Raw genomic sequence first — 18,063 nt, 5'->3', positions numbered from 1 at the left:
TCACGGCGCCCGCGACCGGTGCCGGCGGACCTCGCGGAACCGCCCCGGGGAACCTCCCGTCACCCCCGGGGCGGGTCACCGCCCGGACCGCCGACGGCCGGAACGCCGCCCGTCCCCGGCGGGGCCTCGATGTGGCTGCTGGCCACGATCACCGACTGGACGTGCCGCCGCTCCGGGTGCTCCAGGACCCGCACCTCGCCCCGCTCCGCGTCCTCGATCGTCACCAACCTGGCGAGGCGCCGCAGCCGGTCGGTGTCCCGGAGCTGGTGCGCCAGCCGCACCGCCGTGCCCAGCTCCCTGACGGCGACCCCCCGGTCGCCCCGGACCAGGGCGTCGGCGCCGTCCCTGGCCGCCTCGTTCAGCCGGTCGTACCGCTCGAAGTGCGCCCGGAGCCCGCCCGGTTCGGCGGGCGGCGCCTCCCCGCCGGTCCAGCGGACCGTGATCTTCTGCTCCTCGGGCAGCTCCGTGCCCTCGGCGACCAGCGCGACCGACGCGATCGGGGTGGTTCCGTCCGCCAGGGGACGCGGCCGGTCGGGTTCCGCCCGCAGCCGCAGCTCGTACCAGCGGGTCTCGTCCCCCCAGGCCCCGGTGCACAGGTCCAGGGCGGCGCCGCCGTCCACCGGCGCGCCGGTCAGTTCCCGCTCGGTTGGGGTGAGCTGCCGGACCAGGGCGACCCGCACCGAAGCCTCAGGGCGTACCCGCAGGGCCAGTTGGGGCAGGGTCCGGCTGGTCGAGGCCCCGACGAGCTCGCGGAACAACCCGGTCAGCCGGCGTGCGGTGTCGCCGGCGTCCGAGGTGCCCTCCCCGCCCGTGTCCACGGCCTCCGCCCTGCCGTGCAGCCGGTGGACGATCTCGGTGAGCTGGTGGGCGTCCCAGTCCTCGCCGATGCCCAGCGCGTCACAGGTGAACTGGCCGGCGCAGCGGTCGAGCACCCGACGCAGGGCATCGGGGGTGTCGTGTTCGTCGTGGCCGTCGGTGAGCAGCAGCACGTGCCGCAGCGTGGCGTTGGGGCGGGTGACCAGCAACCTGCGGGCCAGCTCGAGCCAGGCGGAGATGCGGGTGCCGCCGTGGGCCTTCATCGCCCGCGCGGTGCGACTGCCCTGCGCCCGGCTCTGCGGGGTGGCCGCGACGGTGGTGGGGGAGCAGGAGTCCACCCAGGGGTAGGCCACCCTGGCCGTGCCGGTGCCCTCGACCAGTGCGAAGTGGGTGCCGTCGGGCAGCATCGCGATCGCCTCCGCCGCCGCCCGGCGGGCCGCGCCGATCTTGCCGACGGCGGGGTGCGCCATGGAGCCGGAACAGTCGATGATGACGACCTCGGACCGGTCCACCGCGCCGCAGGGCCCGGCACCGAGACCGCTCGCCGTCACCTCGAGGAAGACGCGCACGTCCCGGTCCGCACCGGCGGCGTACGGGTCGGTCTGGTGGGTCGTCGTCAGGGTCAGCCGCCCCCCGGTCCCCCGGTCCGACGTGGTCTGCGCGCTCATCGCCTCGCCTCCTTCCTCCCGGAACGGAACGGGCCCGGGGCGGCCCGTTCCCGTCGGCGCCCGGGCGGAACCGGGCTCCGTCCGCCACCACCGTGGACCTCCACGCTCCAGCCGCCGTACGGGATGGCTCGTACGTGCGGGACGGGCTCGTACCGGGGGTGCCGGGGGACTCCGGGCGACGGGTGGCCGGGTCGCCGCGGGGTGGGGAGACCGCGCCACCCGGGGACCCGCGGTGACACGGCGGTCGGCGACGGCGCGGACGGTCCGGCCGGGGGCGCCGTCCGGTCCCCGCGTGCGGCCCATCCGGCACACGGGCGCGGGTCAGCGCCGTGTCCCCACCGAGGGGAACCCCCGGGCCGGGGACCGGGCCGGAACGGGACCGGACACGGATCGGCCGGGGGTTCCCGGGCGCTGCTGTCGGTGATGTCGTCGGGCCGCGAAGTGGCACCGTCCCCCATGGTTGTGCAGCATACGCGCGGCCTCCCGCGTGCTGTAGCCCTCGGGCGCCAGTACGGGCGCGGGCTCAACGGTGGCGCCGGACGCGGCCCCGCCGGTCGGTGGACGGTCCCGGCCGGGATGCTGTGATCCTCCGACCACCGGGTACCACGGTGCGCAGACCCGCATCGGCGTACCCGGGAGGTTCGGTGGAGATCGTGGCCTATGGGGTGCTCGCCACCGAGCGCCCCCTGCTCGAACAAGCATTCGCGCCGAGTCACCAGGTGCGTTGTCTCGACCTCTTCCTCACCCCGGACACCGCGCCCACCGCAGCCGGCCACGAGGTGATCAGCAGCAGCGTCAACGACACGTTGGACGCCGGTGTCCTGCGGGTCCTCGCGGACGGCGGGACCAGGATGATCGCCCAGCGCGCCACCGGCCACAACAACATCGACCTGGGCCGGGCCCGGGACCTCGGCATCACCGTGGCCAGGGTGTCGGCCTACTCGCCGCACTCGGTCGCCGAGTTCGCCTGGGCGCTCGCCCTCGCGGTCAACCGGCGGGTGGTGCGTGCGGCGAGTCGGACCAGGGAGTTCGACTTCCGTCTCGACGGGTTGATGGGAAGGGACTTCCACGGCCGCACCGTGGGGGTCCTGGGTACCGGCAAGATCGGCGCCGCCTTCGCCGGCATCGCCGCCGGGTTCGGGATGCGCCTGCTCGGCTGCGACGTCGTGGAGAACCCCCGGTGCCGGGAACTGGGCCTGGAGTACGTCGAACGCGATCGGCTGTTCGCCGAGTCCGACCTGGTCAGCCTGCACGCCCCGCTGGTGCCCGACACCCGTCACGTGGTGGACGCCGCTGCCCTGGCCACCATGAGGGACGACGCCATCCTGATCAACACCAGTCGGGGCGGGCTGATCGACACCGGCGCCCTGGTGGAGACGCTGCGCGCCGGTCGGCTCGACGGGGTGGGCCTCGACGTCTACGAGGAGGAGGCCGGGGTCTTCTTCCGGGACAGGTCCATGGAAGTGATGACGGACGACGTCCTCGCCCGGCTGATGACCTTCCGCAACGTGCTGGTCACCTCGCACCAGGCGTACTTCACCCGGGAGGCGGTGGGGGAGATCGTCCGCACCACGGTGCGCAACGTCGAGGACTACCTGGCCGGACGCCGCAGCGACGACTTCCTGTGACCCCGCCGCTCGGCCTCGACCGTCCATGGGGCCCGTCAGCTTGCCGGCGGACCGTTGCCGATGGTCACGTCCACCGCCGAAGCAGGCCCGACCGGCTCGCTGGAACCGGCCGCGGCCGTGGTCGACGAACCCCGTCAGCGGGTGGTGCCCGAACGTCTTCTTCCAGGCGCGGCGGCGTCTACTCGAAGAACTTCAGGCTGTAGCCCACGTTGGTGGTACTTCCGGGAACGTTGGCGCGCCGGTAGGTGGTGTTGCTCCACCAGACCGCCGTCCCGGAGTACCAGGAGCGGTTGGACCACGTGTACGGAGTGCCCTTGGCCACCGCGTGGAACAGGATGGGGAAGCGGTTGCCGGACGGCGGGCCGGCGTTGACGTCGCCCTCCGGAAGGATGAACGTGTGGTGGCCGGGGCCGTTGACGTTCACCGTCGGTGTCCATCCGGTCATCATGGACGGCGCGTACGAGCCGAACAGGCAGCCGTTGCTCTTGTACCAGTCCCAGACGTAGGTGGGATCGCCGCCGGCCCTCAGCCGCAGGTCGGCGATGCAGTACTTGTCGCTCCAACTGCCGTTCGCGGAGTAGACGACATGCAACTGGCCACTGGGGTCGACGATCGGCTGGGGCGCCTCGTTGATGTACGGGTTGCCCACGACGCGCTCCCACGGCTCGCGCGGCTGCGAGATGATGTAGCGGCTGCCGGTGGAGGCCGTGGGGCTGCTCATCCGGGCGACGTAGAGGTTCTGTTCGACGTTGGTGTCGCCGGACCAGCCCGACCACACGAACCAGCGCTGTCCGCCGAACGTGAAGGGCACTCCGTCGATGGCCCACTTGTCGCCGGGCAGGGCCACCTTCACGGCCGCGGAGTATCCGGATGTCGGGTTCGGGGAGCTGATGTGGTACATCCGGTGGGCCGCACCGCGGCCGGCGGCGAAGTAGATGCGGTACTGGCCGTCGTGATGGACGATCTCCGGCGCCCAGACCTCGCCCAGGTTCGCGGTGTCCTGCCACACCTGGTGCTTGGGCGCGGTGGCCACGGCCTCCGGCGTGGACGCCGTCCGCACCGCGATCCCGCCGTCCACCGATTTGGCGGCGACGTAGAGGCTGCCCACCTTGATGACGCTGGGGTCGGCGCCGCCCACCAGAGCACTGCCGAGCGTGGAAGGCGCATCCGCCGTCGCCGCCTGCGGAGCTGATGGGCCGGCGGGCCCGTCACCGGGCGGGGCGGCGGTGGCGGCTTGTCCGAGAGCGAGTACGCCGATCAGCCCCAACGGAATGGCACCGGCGAGCCAACGGGAAGGGCGCATCCAGGTCTCCTTGGTGTGTGAGATTGGCATGTACATGACTCATCGATCGACTATCACGGTGGCGGGGAAACCTGTCAACTCCTCCGACGGCTCCACCGGGGTGCCGGCAGCCGTGGCGCTCGCTCCCACCCGGAGCCGGCGTTGGGGATGGCGGGTCAACGGCCGTACACCTCGAACGAGTACAGCGAGTATCCGTACTGGGTGTTGCGCTGCGTTCCGTACATGCGGACGTACCGTGCGTCGGTGGAGACGGGGATCGTCTCCACCCCGCCCGCTCCGCTGGTCGTGGAGTGGACGTCGGTCCAGTCGCTGCCGTCGTCCGAGACCTGGAGCCGGTAGCTCTTGGCGCTGGCTGTCTCCCAGTGGAGTTTCACGGCGCCGATGGCCGTCGTGGTACCCAGGTCGATGCTCAGCCACTGCGGGTCCGAGTAGTCGGATCCCCAGCGGGTGTTGGCCTGCCCGTCCGTGGCGTTGGACGGGGCCAGTTCGGCGACGCGGGTCGAGGAGGCGGTGGCGGGCTTGCCGCGAGCGAGGTCCGGAGCAGCGTGGACCTCCAGGCCCCGCAGCGAGAAGCCTCGGCTGGTGTGCCGCTTGGTGAGGTTCAGGCGGACGAACCGCACCGGTTGGGGGGTGATGGCCAGGGTCCGGGTGCCGCCCGTTCCCGCGGTGGTCGAGTGGACGGTCCGCCAGGTCTCGCCGTCGGGGGAGACCTCGACGGCGTACGCCTGCGCATAGGCGGTGTCCCAGTGCAGCGTCACGGCGTCGGCGAACTGAGGCGTCAGCAGGTCGACCATCGCCCATTCGCCGTCCGAGGGCGCCGAACCCCAGCGGGTGCGGGGGTTGCCGTCGGTCAGGAAGTGGGCTCCGACGGAGGTGTCCTTCTCGGAGGAGGTGAGCACCGGGCGGCGCAGGGCGACGTTGTTCGCCGTTGCGCCGAGGGTGACTCCCGCTCCCTGTCGGTCGCCGTCGGGGAGGGTGACGGTCTGGCGGGTGACCCTTCCGAACCGGGTGAGGGTGACGGCGACGGTGACGCCGGGTGCCTGCGGGGCGGAGACGGTGATGACGGGAGCGCCGGGCCCCGACTCGTCGAGGATGACCATGCAGGACTGGTCGACGGCGAGGGTCACCCCATCGCGGACGTCGGCGGTGCCGGGGGAGTAGAAGAGGAGCTGGGAGATGCCCAGACCGTCGTGGCGCACGCCTTGCAGGGACGTGGTGTTGGCGAGCACCCGTACGGGCAGGTGCTGCGCGTACGCCACGGCCTGGCCCTGGTCGACACCCGGCCGGACGACGTAGGCGTAGGTCGCGTCCCTCGGCTCCACGCCGTGGTCGAGCCAGAGGCCGAACACGTCCTGGGTGACCGGGGTGGGGTCCTGGCCGGTGGCGATGTCGGCCCAGGACCCGGTGACGGTCTCGTTCTTGACGGTCATGGTGACGGGCTCGAAGAAGGCGTATCCGGTGCCGTCGTGGTGGGCCCACGTTCCGGTGCGGGTGCGGGTGGCCCCCGGCTCGACGGTGCTTCCGGCGGCGACGACCTTGCCCACCCGGCGCGTCTGGTTGAGCGTGGTCACGACGGGGTTCGGATCGGAGGAGGTGATGCCCGCGCCGAGTGCGACGAACTCGTCGTCGAAGCAGAAGTAGCCCTTGCGGGCGGTGGTTCCGTACTTGTCCAAGTCCAGGGCCGCCGCGCCGTAGAGCCCGTTGTCCACGCCGCCGACGAAGGTGGTCGACTGCCGGTACGGGTTGCTCGCCTCCAGGGGGACCACGACCGCGGGGTTGGTGCATCCGGGCAGTCGGGACCAGTCCCACACCGGGAACAGGTTGCGGTACTCGTCTCCCCTGCGGGCGATGAACGTGGTGCCGAAGGGGACCCAGTACAGGTAGTTCAGCCTCCGGGGGTTGGAGGAGCGCCACTCCGAGCCGATGGTGCGCGCGGAGACCATCTTGACGGTCACGCCCCAGCCGGGGCGCTTGTGGGCGGCGAAGTCCGAGCGCCAGAAGTACTTGTGGCCCCTCAGCCCCGTGTCGCTGCTCTGGAGGGCGATGTTGCGCCGTAGCTGGCCGAAGTGGACGGCCTGGCCGGGCAGTACGTCGTCCATCCGCCGGAGGGCTTCCAGGGTGCGCTCGGCGTTGCTGCGGTACCGCGGCGCGGGGTTGAGGAAGACGTTGAACTCGGCGTGGTCCCCGTTGATCATCCAGCGGGTCCCGTCCAGGACCCAGCTCGTGTAGCCGTAGACCGACGCGGGCGCGAAGGCGAAGGAGGTGCGTCGCAGGACGTACAGCCATTGCGCGACGTCGGTGAGCATGCTGCGGCCGTACCCGGCCGAGTGGAGCTGGTCACCGTGCTGGTGGTAGCTGAGGTCGCTCTGGACCCCGTCGCCCGTGTTGAGGAGGATCGCGCGGGCCATGGCGTCGCGCCCGGAGGCGACGAGGACGGGGTCAGAGGTCAGCAGGCCGCGGAAGATGACGTTCTGCGCGTACCAGACGGCGTTCTGGCCGGTGCCCGACGAACTGCTCTGGAGGATGCCGACGATGTCCGCGGTGCGGGAGTCGCCGAGCTGTCCGTGGAGGAGCAGGCCGATGCGCCCCAGGCGGAGCTGGATGCCGATGCCCCGCTCCCACCAGTTGACGTTGGTCGGCTCGACCTGGAACCAGTGGTCGACGCCTCTCTGCACGCCGGCCAGCAGCGCGGGGTCGCGGTGGTGCGGTCCGGCCGGATTGGCGTAGGCGGCGGCCATGGCCTGCATGCGGTCCAGCGCCCGGTACGGCGACCACGCCGCCCCGTTGGCGGCGCTGTTGGTGGCGGAGTAGTCCACGTCGCTCCACGAGCCGTCGGCCCGCTGGGCGGACAGGTAGCTCATGGCCTGGCTCTGGTACGTCCATTCCACCCGGGCTGTGGTGCCGTCGTCGAGCCAGTCGTGTTCGAGGTAGATCTCGAGCAGGGCCGAGCGGATGTCGGTGAGGTCGTCGGTGGCGCCGGCGAACGCCGACGGTACACGGCCCAGCGGGCCGCCGGCCATGATCAGTGCGGCGAGTGCCGCGCTTGAGGAACCCAGGAAGACCCGGCGTGAAACGGTCACGACGAGACTCCTTTCTGCGAGGTGGGGGCGGGACGGGGTCAGGGGGCGGTGCGCTCGAGCGCTGCGACGCCGATGGAACTGTCGGCCATCCCGTAGAAGACGTACGGGACGCCGCCGATCTCCTCGATGGCGGTGGGGAAGACAACGTTGCCGAGGGTGCCCTCGGTCTCCTCCCGGGTCTGCGGGGACAGCCACGGCTGCCGGCTGCGGGCCAGCACCCGGGACGGATCGAGGGCGTCGAGCAGGATGCCGCCGGCCTGGTAGACGGACCCGTGGCTCAGTTCGAAGCCCTTGGCGACCGGTCCGGTGACCCCGTGGTGGATCAGCAGCCAGCCCTCGGGCACGCGCAGCGGCGGCGGGCCGGCTCCGATCTTGGCCTCCTCGAACGGCATCTGGGGTCCCGCGACCGGAGCGGCATGGGTCAGCGAGGTCAGCGCGGACACGTCGGCACGGACGGCGTCGGCGTCCGCGTAGGCGATCCAGATCGACGGCCGGGGGTCGGTGATCCCGGCCGGGACCGGGGCGCCTTCGCCGGGGCGCAGCCAGTCCAGTTCCCACATCGGCCGGTGCAGCATGGCGAAGCAGGGCCGCCCGTTCGGCCCGGTCAGCACTTCGGGGAAGAACACCAGGTCCTTGTTGGGGAAGAAGTTCAGGTCGGTGGACAGGCCCGGCTGGTACGCGAAGTGCAGCGGACCCAGGCGCCGCCAGTGGACGGTGTCGTCGGAGACGGCGAGGGCCGGGCGGGGGCCGAGGGGGCCGTAGGCGACGTAGGTCATGACGTGCACGCCGAGATCCGCGAGGAAGGTGATGCGTGGGTCCTCCACGCCGGCGTTGTGCGCGCCGCGCTCGAAGCCCTCGTCCGGCGCCAGGACCACGCCCTGGCGTTCGACGCCGACCGGGACGCCGTCTTCGATGACCACGCGGGCTCGGGCGATGCGCGAGACGTTTCCGGCCGAGACGATCCTCGGGTAGAGGTAGAGGCAGCCGTCGGGTCCCCAGGCAGTGGCCGGGTTGAGGACGCCCTCGGCCTCCAGCGGGTCGGCCGGGTCGGGGGTCATGAGCACGCCGACGCGCTTCAGGGCGTAGGGGAGTGCGGTTTCGGCGTTGAGCTGGGTCATACCTACCCTTTGATCGCGGAGCCGAGGTTGGAGGAGGTGAAGTGGCGCTGGAAGAGCAGGAACAGCACCACGGCCGGGACTGCCAGCACGCACGCGCCGGCCAGCACGGCGCCCATGGGGTTGGCCTGGAAGGTGGAGTTGGACTGGGAGAAGTTCGCCAGGCTCACCGCGAGGGGTTGCATGTCCGGGTTCTTGGTGATCAGGAACGGCCACAGGAACTCGTTCCACGGGCCGATGAAGGTCACCAGCATCGCGGTGAGGATCGCCGGCCGCACCAGCGGCACCGCGACCGAGCGCAGGATGCGCAGTTCGCTGGCGCCGTCCATGCGGGCCGCGTCGAATATCTCCCTGGGTATCTGCAGGAAGTACTGGCGGAAGATGAGCACGGCGACGGAGTTGATGGCGAAGGGAAGGATCATCCCGGCGTAGCTGTCGGCCAGGTGGAAGTAGCGCACCACCATCACGTAGAGCGGGATCATCAGCAACTGGAAAGGTACGGCCTGGACCAGCAGCACCAGGGCGAAGACCAGGCCGCGACCGCGGAAGTGCAGGATCGCCAGTGCGTATCCGGCGAGCAGCCCGAAGACCAGGGTGCAGGCCACCACCCCGGCGGTCATGATGAGCGAGTTGAGCAGGGCGGTGGTGAGGCTGAAGGAATCGTCGATTCCGGAGAGGTTGGCCAGGGTCAGGTTGGACGGGTCGGGCAGCAGCCCGCCCAGGCTGGTGTCGCGCTTCTTCTGCAGCGCGCCGATGAGCATGTAGTAGAACGGCAGCAGCGCGGCGACGGCACCCAGACCGAGCGCGCCGTAACGCAGCAGGCGCAGCGTGCGGGCCATGTCAGTTCCTCTCCATGACGCGCCGGGAGATGGTGGCGAGGATGAGTACCGCGGTGACGAGGATCAGCCCGATCGCGGCGGCTGCGTCCGGTTCGCCCTGTTCCAGGCCGCGCTGGTAGATCAGCAGTGCGGGGGTCAGCGAGGCGCCGTTCGGGCCGCCGCCGGTGAGCAGGAACGGCTCGGTGAAGATCTGCCCGGAGGTGATCAGCGACAGGAGGATGACCAGGGAGGTCACCGGCCGCACGGCCGGCAGGGTGACCGCGCGGAAGGCCTGCCAGCGCCCCGCGCCGTCGGTGAGCGCCGCCTCGTGCAGCTCGCGCGGCACGTTCTGCAGTGCGGCCAGGTACAGCAGGATGTAGAACCCGAGCTGTTTCCAGGTCACGTACAGGGCGATGAGCGGCATCACCAGGTGCTTGTTCGCCAGCCACGACGGGTCCGGCGCCCAGGCGCCGAGCGCGTGGTTGACCGCACCGGAGCCGCTGAAGAGGAACAGCCACACGGCGAGGGTGGCCACCGACGCGGTGACGTACGGCACGTAGTAGGAGGCGCGGAAGAACACGCTCCATCGCGTGGCCGCGTTCAGCGCCGCCGCCAGCGACAGGGCCAGCACGACGGTCAGCGGAATGTTGATCGCCATGAAGACGCCCAGGTTGCGGAAGGCGCGCTGGGTGTCCCCGTCTCCCAGGACGGCGGTGAAGTTGTCGAACCCGACGAACGGGTGCGGGACCGACACTCCCGGGGCGGTGAAGAAGTAGTCGTGGAAGGCCATCCACACGCCGAAGCCGAACGGGATCGCGAAGACGACCAGGACGAAGATCGTGTACGGGGCGGTGAGCGCGAGCCCGAACGGGTGCCGGCCCAGCCAGCGCTCAACGCGGTGCGCCCGCCTGGGTCGTGGCTGCCGGCCGGCCCGGGCGCTCGCGTGGGGAACGGGGCGCGAGGAGCCCTGGAGCTGCGGCCCGGAGGGCGAGCCCCCGGCGGCTCGCGTCTCCTGCCGGTGGGGATGTGGTGCGGTCATGGTGGTGCGCCCTCGTCAGCCGTTGGCCTGGTCGTCGATGGTCTGGGCGGCCGCGCCGAAGGCGTCCTTCACGTCGCCCTTGCCGGACAGCACGGTGTCGTCCCACGCCTTGCGGAAGGTCGTCCACACCTGACTGGAGCCGGGGATGTTCGGCACGTCGACAGCGCGCGGGACGGCGTCGGCGAAGGGCTCGTAGAACGGGTTCTCCTTCAGGAAGCCGGCGGCGACGGTCGTCACGTCGGTGCGGGTGGGGAACTGGCCGGTCTCCTCCAGCAGGGCCGCGTCGTTCTCCTTGCTCATGGAGAACTTGGCGAAGTCCCAGGCGGTCTGCTGGTTCCGGCAGGAGGTGAACATCCCGACGTTCTTCGAATCGGCGAACGTCGACGTCTCCTCCGCGCCGGCGGCGGTGGGCAGCGGCACCACGCCGAACTCCACCTTGCCGTCGAACTGTCCCTTGCCCCACGGTCCGGCGATGCCCATGGCGGCCACCCCGTCGGAGAACGGGCCCGCCCACATGTCACCGCTGTACGCCTCCGGCGAGGAGTAACCCTCGGCGTACATCTGCTGCCAGAAGCCGAGGGTCTGCAGGCCGGCCTCGCCGGTGAAGGTGGCCTTGCCGTCCTCGACGAGCTGGGTCCCGCCGGAGTTCGCCAGGTACAGCGGGTAGAAGTCGAAGAGCGAGTTGGTGTAGTCGCTGGTCGCCGGCGGATACAGAGCGAAGTCCGCCGCCTTGGCGCTCTTGATCGCCTTGGCCGCCGCCAGCACGTCGTCGTAGGTGCGCAGCTTGGGATGCTCCGCGTCCAGCCCGGCCTTGGCGAAGACGTCCTTGTTGTAATAGAGCATGAACGGGTTCGTCTTCCACGGCATTTGATACAGCGAGCCGTCCGGGGACCGGAAGCCGTCCACCGCGTCGCCCGAACGCTGCTCGATGAACGACTCCGCGTCCTTGAAGGTCTTCGACAGGTTCACCAGCCCACGCTGCTTCTCGAACGCGGAGACCGCGGCGGGCGCGGTGTTGTACACCAGGCAGGGTGTGTTGCCCGCGGTGATCGCCGCACCGATGACGTCCTCCGTGGACTTGCCCGCCGGCACCGCCCGGGCGGTAACCTTCTCCTCGGGGTGCTCGGTGTTCCAGGCGTCGACGACCGTCTTGGCCCACGCCTGCTCCTGCTCGTTGGTCGAGTACCAGATGTCGATCGGCCCCGCTGTCGGCTTGCCGCCGCTGGAGTCGTCCGACCCGCAGGCGGACAGTGGCAGGACCACCGCCGCGGCTGTCACCAGCACCGCAATGCGCGTATGACGCTTCATATGGCCTGATCCCTTCAAGGTGTGAGGGTGGAGAGATGCCGGACGTAACGGCCGCTGACCGTCCCGCGACGCCCTCGACCGGTCCCGGCAGGTGATCGAGCCGGGGTTACGAGCGCCATTCAAACCGGTTTAAAATCTGAGCGTCAAGGGATCGCAGGAAACGTTCCGGTAATCGGCTGCCCGTCCGTCCCCCCGGGCTCCCGGGTGCCGGGCGGCGGCAAGGAGGCGAACAGCATGGCCCAGCAGCACCCTGAGCCGAGCGCGGCGCGGACCGCCCCGGAGCCCGCCGCACCGACGCCTCCGCGCCGGCGCAGCCGCCCCACCATCGGGGACGTCGCGGCGCTGGCTCAGGTGTCCAAGGCGACCGTGTCCTTCGTCGTCAACGGCCGGGCCGGAGTCAGCCCTCGGGCGCGGCAACGGGTCCTGGAGGCAGCCGCCGCGCTGGGCTGGCAGCCCAGCGCGGGTGCCCGGGCGTTGTCCACCCGTCGCGCCCAGGCCCTCGGCCTGGTGATCCGCCGGCCCCCCGAGCTGCTGAGCACCGACCCGTTCTTCCCGCAGTTCGTCGCAGGTGTCGAAAGTGGACTGTCGCCACTCGACTACGCTCTGGTCCTCCAGGTCGTCGAGACCGAGGAGGCCGAGCGCAACGCGTACGAGCGCTTGAGCCACGACGGCCGGGCAGACGGCGTGTTCCTCACCGATCTGCAACTCGACGACCGGAGACCAGCGCTCACCGACCGGCTGGGCCTGGCCGCGTTGATCATCGGCCCGGGTCGGCCGGACAGCCCAGTGCCGGCGATCGGTGCCGACGACGCCGAAGGGGTGCGCCGCGCCGTCGAACACCTGCATGCGCTCGGCCATCGCCGTATCGGGCACGTCGGCGGCGCCGAGGGCTACGTGCACGCCGAGGCCCGACGGCGCGCCTGGATGACCGCCCTGGACGACGCCGGTCTGCCCGAAGGGCCGCTCGAAGCCGCGGACTTCACCGGCGCCGGCGGCGCCCGCGCCACTCACCAGTTGCTTGACCTGCCCGATCCGCCGACCGCCATCCTCTATGCCAACGACTTGATGGCCATCGCCGGGATCGCTGCCGCGACCAGTCGCGGACTGCGTGTCCCGCAGGATCTGTCGGTGGTGGGGTTCGACGACATCCCGCTCGCCGAGTACATCGCCCCGCCGCTGACCACCATCCGCCAGGATGTGATCGCATGGGGCCGTGCCGCGGCGCAGCAACTGGTCTCCCTCACCCAGGGGCACCCCTTCGAGGCACCCGCACTCCCGCCGGTCGAGTTCGTGGTCCGCGTCAGCACGGCGCCGCCGGCGAGCTGAGTCCGAAAGACCCACCGACCCGGCCGCGGGCGGGCCGCGCCGGTGTCCCGGCTACGGTGCGGACCGCGGCAGGCCCGCTCGGGCAGGAAGCCGTGTGCCCGCTGCCGGATGTCATCAACGGTCGTGACCTCACCGCTACGACTCGGAGCTCCTGTGTGCGGGTCGGTGCGCCGGCTGTGAGGTCGCCGGCGTACCGATCCGTGCCGGGCGGTTCGTCCAGGCGGTTGGTCCGCGGCGCTCGCGCCGGTCGCGTGGGTGACCGTGCCTCCGTACCCACCGCCTTCGCGTCACGGCGCGGCCCGAGCCCGGAGACCCGGCTCGGGCCGCTCGGGCCGCCCGCCGCGCTGCCGCTGCGAGCGAGCTGGCTCCATGCCGCCCACATTTGTTGTGCCGCGACTGTTGACGCACCCAGGTCGGAGCCGGTACCTGTTTTGAACGCATCGCTTCAAACCGGTTTGAAGAATGGTGCGTACCTATCGCAGATCGTGACCGAATCAGCACCCGGAAGCCCCCCTCAGCCGGCGGGCGCACACCTCCCCGCAGCGTTCTCGCCACCGGGTGCGTCTAAGGAGCCCGCATGCCCGAAAACGGAGCCGCACCCCTTCTCGACCGACGCCGTGTCCTGCTCGGCGGACTCGGACTTGCCGCAGGCGTGTCCGGTCTGACCCTGTCGGCACCGGCTCTCGCGCGGGCCGCCGAAGCAGGCCCCGCAGCGGCGGACGATATCCAGCTCATCATCGAACGCATACAACAGCGTTTCCTCTCCCAGGGTGACCAGATCAAGCTCGCCAACTTCATCTACCTGGCCCGTACGTCCGAAGCCCTGATGTACGTCGAGTCGCTGCGCGCCGATGGCTCATGGCCGAATGTGGACTACGCCGACACCACGAGTTCCGCGAACGGCCGGGTCTGGTCGCCGTACCACGCGCTCTACCGCATGATGGCGATGGCGCACGCCTACCGCGATCCGGACGCCCCGGGCTACGGGAGGCCGGAGATTATCGAGGCCCTGAACCGTGCACTCCTGTACTGGGACGGTGTCAAGCCGACCAGCAAGAACTGGTGGGAGGTCGAGATCGGCAAGTCCATGGCCATGGGCCGAGTGTCGATCTTCGTCGGCGACGAACTCAGCGCCGAGGCACGCGAAGTGACCTACGCACACAACACCGGCCGGCTCGACCCGGTCGGGGCGAACGGCTCCTGGAGGACGGAGAACTACCTCTACGAAGCCGTCGCCAAGCGCTCGACCGCCGAGATCGAGCGGGGCTACGACACCATGTCGCAGACCATCGCGGTCGACCGCAGCGGCGGTATCAAGGAGGCCGTGCAGGTCGACTCGAGCTTCTGGGCGCATGGTGCGCAGCTCTACAGCGAGGGCTACGGCATGGCGCTGTTCACCATCGTCGCGGCGTGGGCCGACGTCTCGCGCGGCACGAGCTTCGCCCTCTCCGACGAGGAGGTCGACGCCATCGCCTTCTACATCCTCGACGGGACGCGCTGGTTGATCCGCGGGGAGATCGGGATGATGTACCTCGGGTACCGCCCCCCCAACACGATCGATGGCGTCACGAGTTATGCGGCGGACTTCCTGGATCCGCTCGACCGGATGGTGCGGGCGGACGAGGGCAACTCCGCGGCCTACAAGAAGCTCGCCGACAACATCCGTGGGAAGACCCGCGAGAACGGCGTCACCGGGCACAAGTACTTCTGGCGCTCGGAGTTCTCCTCGCACCTGCGCGACGGGTACGGAATCTTCACCAGGATCAATTCGCCACGCATGGTCGGCAGTGAGTACCGCTCCACCTTCCGGCCGGAAGTCGGCAACGAGATCGACTGGAACGCGCAGGGCGCCACCTCGGTCCAGGTCACGAACCGGGAATACGACGACCTCGTACCCGCCTTCGACTGGTTCCACTACCCAGGGGTCACCGCGCCGTACGCCAAGGTGATGTCACAGTCGGGTAAGCGCAACGCCGGCAGCTTCACGGGTGGTGTCTCCGACGGGCGCTACGGAGCCGACGTCTTCACTCTCGACCGGTCCTCGACCACCGGACGCAAGAGCTACTTCTACTTCGACGATGAGATGGTCGCTCTCGGCGCGGGAATCAGCTCCACTTCCGAAAACGCCGTCCACACGACCGTCAACCAGGGCGCAGCCCGGAGTAATGCCTCGGTCGGAGGCGAAAGCGTGCCCCCGGGGACCGATTCCACCGCCACCGACGCCTCCTGGGCGTACAACGACGAGATCGGTTACGTCTTCCCCGAGGGCGGACCGCTCAGGGTCTCGAACAAGGAGCAGACCGGGAGCTGGATCGACCGCGATCCGGTGACGCGGAATGCCTTCACGCTCTACTTCGACCACGGCCAGGCCCCAGTGGGAGCCGAATACGCCTACATCGTCCTGCCCGGCGCATCACCGGAGAAGGTGCGGTCCTACGCGGCCAGGCCGGCGGTCAGGATCCTGCGTAACGACGAGCAGGTCCAGGCGGTCCGCCACCCGCGGCTGCGGCTGACGATGGCTGCCTTCCATGCCGCAGGCTCCCTCGACCTGGGTGTGCACCGTACGCTGCGGGTCGATCAGCCCGCCATCGTCATGCTCAGGGAGTCCGACAGCGCGGCCGTGGTGAGCGTCGCCAACCCCGACCAGCCTGGGCTGACCGTCTCCGTCACCCTCGCCGCCCCCGGCCGCACCCGCCGAGCCAGCTTTCAGCTGGGCTCCGGCGCGGACCTCGGCAGAACAATGACGCAGCCCCTCGGCTGACGGGTGCGAAAGGGCGTGCTGCCGACCCAGCACGCCCTTTCCGCTGTCCATGTCAGCGCGTGGCCACCCCTCGGACTACCCACGTCATCGAGGCCCGGGGTCAGTGCATGAACTTCAGCCCCACCACTCCGGCCACGATCAGCACCAGGCACACGATCCGCCCGGCGGTCACCGCGTCGTTGAGGGCCACCATCCCGTACACCGCCGTCCCCACGGCTCCGATGCCCACCCAGATGGCGTAACCGGTGCCGATGGGGATGCTCCGCATGGCGTAGCCGAGCCCTCCCATGCTCAGCACGAGGGCGACGACGAAGAGGACGGCGGGCCTGAGGCGGGACAGGCCCTGGGACGCGGCCAGGGCGGCGGCCCAGACGGTCTCCATGACCCCTGACAGGACGAGGATGATCCACGGCACGGCGACGGCCTCCGGAGGAGTAGTGATCGTTACTACGCCGTCTTGTCATGCCGGGTACGACGCGCTCGTCCGGGGCGTGTCCCACACCGACGAACCGGTCCGGTCGCTGAGCGGGGACATCCACCTCGAATCTAGCACGGGCGGCGGCGCGCAGCCCGCGGCCGGACCTGCTGGACGGGCACGGCGGGTGCCGTGGAGAGCGACGAGCGGGCGCTAGGAAACCGTGAGAAGCTGCCGAGAAGGTAGCCAACACGGCCATCCTCCGGAAAGGGTGGGAGATGTCCGAGATAGAGCCGACCTCGTGGAACCGGGTCAGTGCCGCCTGGAACACGGTTGCGAGCTATGACGCCTACGAGGACGCCCAGGCCGCCGTGGACCGGTTGTCCGACGAGAAGTTCCCGGTGGAACACCTCGACATCGTCGGGACCGACCTCCACCTGATCGAACACGTCACCGGGCGGCTCACCAAGGGGCGCGCCGCCGCCGCGGGTGCCGCGAGCGGCGCCTGGTTCGGGTTGTTCATCGGCCTGCTGGTGGGGCTGTTCACCAGGGGCCCCATCTGGCTGGGCCTGATCCTCGGCGGGGTGCTCATCGGCGCGATCTGGGGAGCCATCTTCGGCTTCGTGGGGCACGCGGCGACCGGGGGCCGGCGGGACTTCGCCTCCGTCCGCAGCCTGGTCGCCGCCCGTTACGACGTGATCGCCCGAGGTGGCCGGGTGGACGAGGCCCGAAGCATCCTGGAGCGCGCCGGACTGCTCGAGGCCCGCTCCTGAGCGACCCCCCACCGCGCGCGGGGGCGTGCACCGTGGCCGGCCCCCGCGGGCGCCGGCCACCGCGCGATCACGGCTTCCTGGCCACCCCGCCGTACAGGCAGACGTCCGAGTCGCTGGCGGTCACCGGGCCGTCGGGGCGCCAGCGCTGCGCCGGGACGACGCCGGGCTCCAGCATCTCCAGGTCGCTGAAGAAGCGTTCCATCCCCGGCTGGTCGACGTACCGGAGCGCCGTGCTGGACAGGGTGTTGTACTCCCGCACGCCCCGCTTGACGCGGTCCGGGGCGAAATCGGCGGTCAGGTGGCTGATGGCCAGGTAGCTCCCCGACGGCAGGGGCTCCAGGAGCCGGCGGACGATCTCGTCCTGGTCCAGGTCGGCCGGCAGGAAGTGCAGCACCGCGAACAGGGTGAGGGCGACCGGCTCGTGGAAGTCCAGGACCTCCCCCAGCTCCTCGGAGGCGAGGATCGCCGCCGGGTCCGTGAGGTCCGCGTCGATGTAGGCGGTCCGGCCCTCGGCGGTGGAGGTCAGCAGGGCCCGGGCGTGCCCCAGCACGATCGGGTCGTTGTCCACGTAGACGACCCGGGCCTCCGGCGCGACGGCCTGCACCACCTCGTGCAGGTTCGGAGAGGTGGGGATGCCGGTGCCGATGTCCAGGAACTGCCGCACCCCCTGCCCGGCGAGGTGGCGCACCGCCCGGTGCATGAAGGCCCGGTTCTCCCTGGCCGCCGTCGGCATGTTGGGGGACGCGCTCATGGTCCGCTCGGCGGCTTCCCGGTCGGCGGCGAAGTTGGTCTTGCCGCCGAGCGCGAAGTCATAGACCCGGGCTGGGTGCGCCACGTGGGTGCGCAGGTCGACCGGCTCCCGTTGCCCGTCCACCGGCCTCATCCACTCCGGGGTCTCTTCCGGTAGATCCGGCACTAGTCCTCCGAGTAAGGGAAGTTGATGTTCCGTCGGCCGCATCCTAACGGCGTGTCACGCGCCTGGCCGCGCCCGCCCCGTCCGACCGGACCGCCGT

General features: G+C 70.6%; 13 protein-coding genes and 1 riboswitch. Of the genes, 4 read left to right on the top strand and 9 right to left on the bottom strand.

Annotated elements, in window-relative coordinates:
* Positions 1-59 precede the first annotated feature (59 nt).
* Positions 60-1,484 carry a VWA domain-containing protein gene (locus A3IG_RS27975; protein WP_018381501.1) on the bottom strand — a complete coding sequence of 475 codons (1,425 nt, stop codon included), beginning with the start codon at positions 1,482-1,484 and terminating at the stop codon, positions 60-62.
* Between the two features lie 644 nt (positions 1,485-2,128).
* Between A3IG_RS27975 and A3IG_RS0100130 the strand changes: the two genes are divergently transcribed.
* Entirely contained in the window at positions 2,129-3,112 is a 984-nt protein-coding gene (locus tag A3IG_RS0100130) for a 2-hydroxyacid dehydrogenase (RefSeq protein ID WP_018381500.1), read from the top strand.
* Positions 3,113-3,290: 178 nt separating this feature from the next.
* On the opposite strand, the gene A3IG_RS0100125 is transcribed toward A3IG_RS0100130, so the two are convergent.
* From A3IG_RS0100125 to A3IG_RS0100100, 6 genes are all read right to left on the bottom strand, one after another.
* Positions 3,291-4,250, bottom strand: coding sequence for a glycoside hydrolase family 43 protein (locus A3IG_RS0100125; RefSeq protein WP_018381499.1), 960 nt, complete (start codon positions 4,248-4,250; stop codon positions 3,291-3,293).
* A gap of 320 nt (positions 4,251-4,570) precedes the next feature.
* Positions 4,571-7,495, bottom strand: a complete 2,925-nt coding sequence (locus A3IG_RS0100120; RefSeq protein WP_018381498.1) for a polysaccharide lyase family 8 super-sandwich domain-containing protein — start codon at positions 7,493-7,495, stop codon at positions 4,571-4,573.
* A 38-nt stretch (positions 7,496-7,533) separates the two neighbouring features.
* Positions 7,534-8,613 carry a glycoside hydrolase family 130 protein gene (locus tag A3IG_RS0100115; protein ID WP_018381497.1) on the bottom strand — a complete coding sequence of 360 codons (1,080 nt, stop codon included), beginning with the start codon at positions 8,611-8,613 and terminating at the stop codon, positions 7,534-7,536.
* Between the two features lie 2 nt (positions 8,614-8,615).
* Complete coding sequence (locus tag A3IG_RS0100110) at positions 8,616-9,449, bottom strand: carbohydrate ABC transporter permease (RefSeq protein ID WP_018381496.1); 834 nt, start codon at positions 9,447-9,449, stop codon at positions 8,616-8,618.
* 1 nt (position 9,450) lies between these two features.
* A complete protein-coding gene (locus A3IG_RS0100105; RefSeq protein ID WP_018381495.1) occupies positions 9,451-10,467 on the bottom strand; it encodes a carbohydrate ABC transporter permease in 1,017 nt (338 codons plus the stop codon).
* Between the two features lie 15 nt (positions 10,468-10,482).
* The gene (locus A3IG_RS0100100) at positions 10,483-11,775 is read right to left on the bottom strand and encodes a sugar ABC transporter substrate-binding protein (RefSeq protein WP_026219733.1); all 1,293 of its coding nucleotides are present in this window, start codon (positions 11,773-11,775) and stop codon (positions 10,483-10,485) included.
* Between the two features lie 234 nt (positions 11,776-12,009).
* On the opposite strand from A3IG_RS0100100, the gene A3IG_RS0100095 reads away from it, so the two are divergent.
* Positions 12,010-13,101 (top strand): LacI family DNA-binding transcriptional regulator, encoded by a 1,092-nt coding sequence (locus tag A3IG_RS0100095; protein ID WP_018381493.1) that lies wholly within the window; start codon positions 12,010-12,012, stop codon positions 13,099-13,101.
* 652 nt (positions 13,102-13,753) lie between these two features.
* Positions 13,754-15,862 (top strand): polysaccharide lyase family 8 super-sandwich domain-containing protein, encoded by a 2,109-nt coding sequence (locus tag A3IG_RS27970; RefSeq protein WP_244885030.1) that lies wholly within the window; start codon positions 13,754-13,756, stop codon positions 15,860-15,862.
* Positions 15,863-15,962: 100 nt separating this feature from the next.
* Here the strand turns inward: A3IG_RS27970 and A3IG_RS0100085 are convergent, their stop codons facing one another.
* A complete protein-coding gene (locus tag A3IG_RS0100085; RefSeq protein ID WP_018381491.1) occupies positions 15,963-16,277 on the bottom strand; it encodes a DMT family transporter in 315 nt (104 codons plus the stop codon).
* 31 nt (positions 16,278-16,308) lie between these two features.
* Positions 16,309-16,370, bottom strand: a riboswitch (guanidine-III (ykkC-III) riboswitch).
* Positions 16,371-16,555: 185 nt separating this feature from the next.
* On the opposite strand from A3IG_RS0100085, the gene A3IG_RS0100080 reads away from it, so the two are divergent.
* Complete coding sequence (locus tag A3IG_RS0100080; RefSeq protein WP_018381490.1) at positions 16,556-17,050, top strand: general stress protein; 495 nt, start codon at positions 16,556-16,558, stop codon at positions 17,048-17,050.
* Between the two features lie 67 nt (positions 17,051-17,117).
* Here the strand turns inward: A3IG_RS0100080 and A3IG_RS0100075 are convergent, their stop codons facing one another.
* Positions 17,118-17,933: an SAM-dependent methyltransferase gene (locus tag A3IG_RS0100075; RefSeq protein WP_026219732.1), complete on the bottom strand. Its 816-nt coding sequence runs from the start codon at positions 17,931-17,933 to the stop codon at positions 17,118-17,120.
* Positions 17,934-18,063 lie beyond the last annotated feature (130 nt).

Origin of the sequence: Wenjunlia vitaminophila DSM 41686 (assembly GCF_000380165.1) — a bacterium.
GTDB lineage: Bacteria > Actinomycetota > Actinomycetes > Streptomycetales > Streptomycetaceae > Wenjunlia > Wenjunlia vitaminophila.
Note: the sequence above shows the minus strand (reverse complement) of the source record. Positions and strands in the feature narration are given on the sequence as shown.